General features: G+C 55.9%; 1 protein-coding gene. It reads left to right on the top strand.

What is annotated here, in order from left to right:
- A partial coding sequence (locus tag PWJ82_RS09485) for an IS1249 family transposase (protein WP_274736431.1) occupies window positions 1-924 on the top strand: 924 nt, incomplete at its 5' end.
- Window positions 925-964: the final 40 nt, after the last annotated feature.

Here is a 964-nt window from a genome sequence, read left to right on the forward strand (position 1 = left end):
TGGTGCTGGCAAACCCGCCCTATCTGGACACCTACCGGGCAGGTCTACGACCAGGTCTTCATCGACGGGACCTATATCGCCTACAACTGGTGCGTATTGATCGCTTACACGCGAGAAGGCGTGATCGCCTACCAACTATGCGACCGTGAATCCAAATCCGCCTACCTCGCCCTCCTACGCCGTCTGCCTGCCCCTATCGTTGCCACCACCGACGGGGCAGCCGGAGCGCTGGCAGCGATCAAGCAGGAATGGCCCACCACACGCATCCAACGCTGCCTGGTACACGTGCAACGTAATATCCGCCAAGTCACCACCACCCGCCCGCAAACCCACGCTCATAAGGCCTTATATAAGCTTGCTCTCGACTTAACCAAAATAACTACCCGCGAGGGGGCTATTGCCTGGCAAAACTCGCTGCACGCTTTCCACGGTCTCTACGACACATGGCTGGCGGAGAAGACTTACCGAGAGGAAACCCGCCTTGAGAATATTCCTTCTTTCGCGCGGAAAAACAAGAAATGGTGGTACACCCACACTACTACCCGCCGGATCGTGGGCTCTCTTGACCGCTACGTCAAACAAGGCGTGCTCTTCACGTTCCTTGATCCGAGTCTGGACGTGTCAACCGTTCTTGAGTCGACGACGAACCGGCTTGAGGGAGGGGTGAACGCGCCGTTGAAAGAGTTCTTACACATCCATCGGGGCTGGTCCCAGCCCCACCTGCTGACCGCGCTTGATTATTGGCTTTATTCAAGGTCGATCAACACTCAACCGATGTCTGATTTCGCTTCTAACAAGGTCCAGACACGGAAGAAACCCGTCAGCGTGCCCAGCGATAAGCCCGCCGAGATCGATACCCATATCAACATGGAGCGCCCGTGGGAAGACGGTCTAAACATCCGTAAAGGCCGGATCGGGAGCTAACGACACGCCGTCATTAGCAACTATTTTTGTCTATTAACCC

The organism is Actinotignum schaalii (assembly GCF_028864145.1).
Taxonomy (GTDB): domain Bacteria; phylum Actinomycetota; class Actinomycetes; order Actinomycetales; family Actinomycetaceae; genus Actinotignum; species Actinotignum schaalii_B.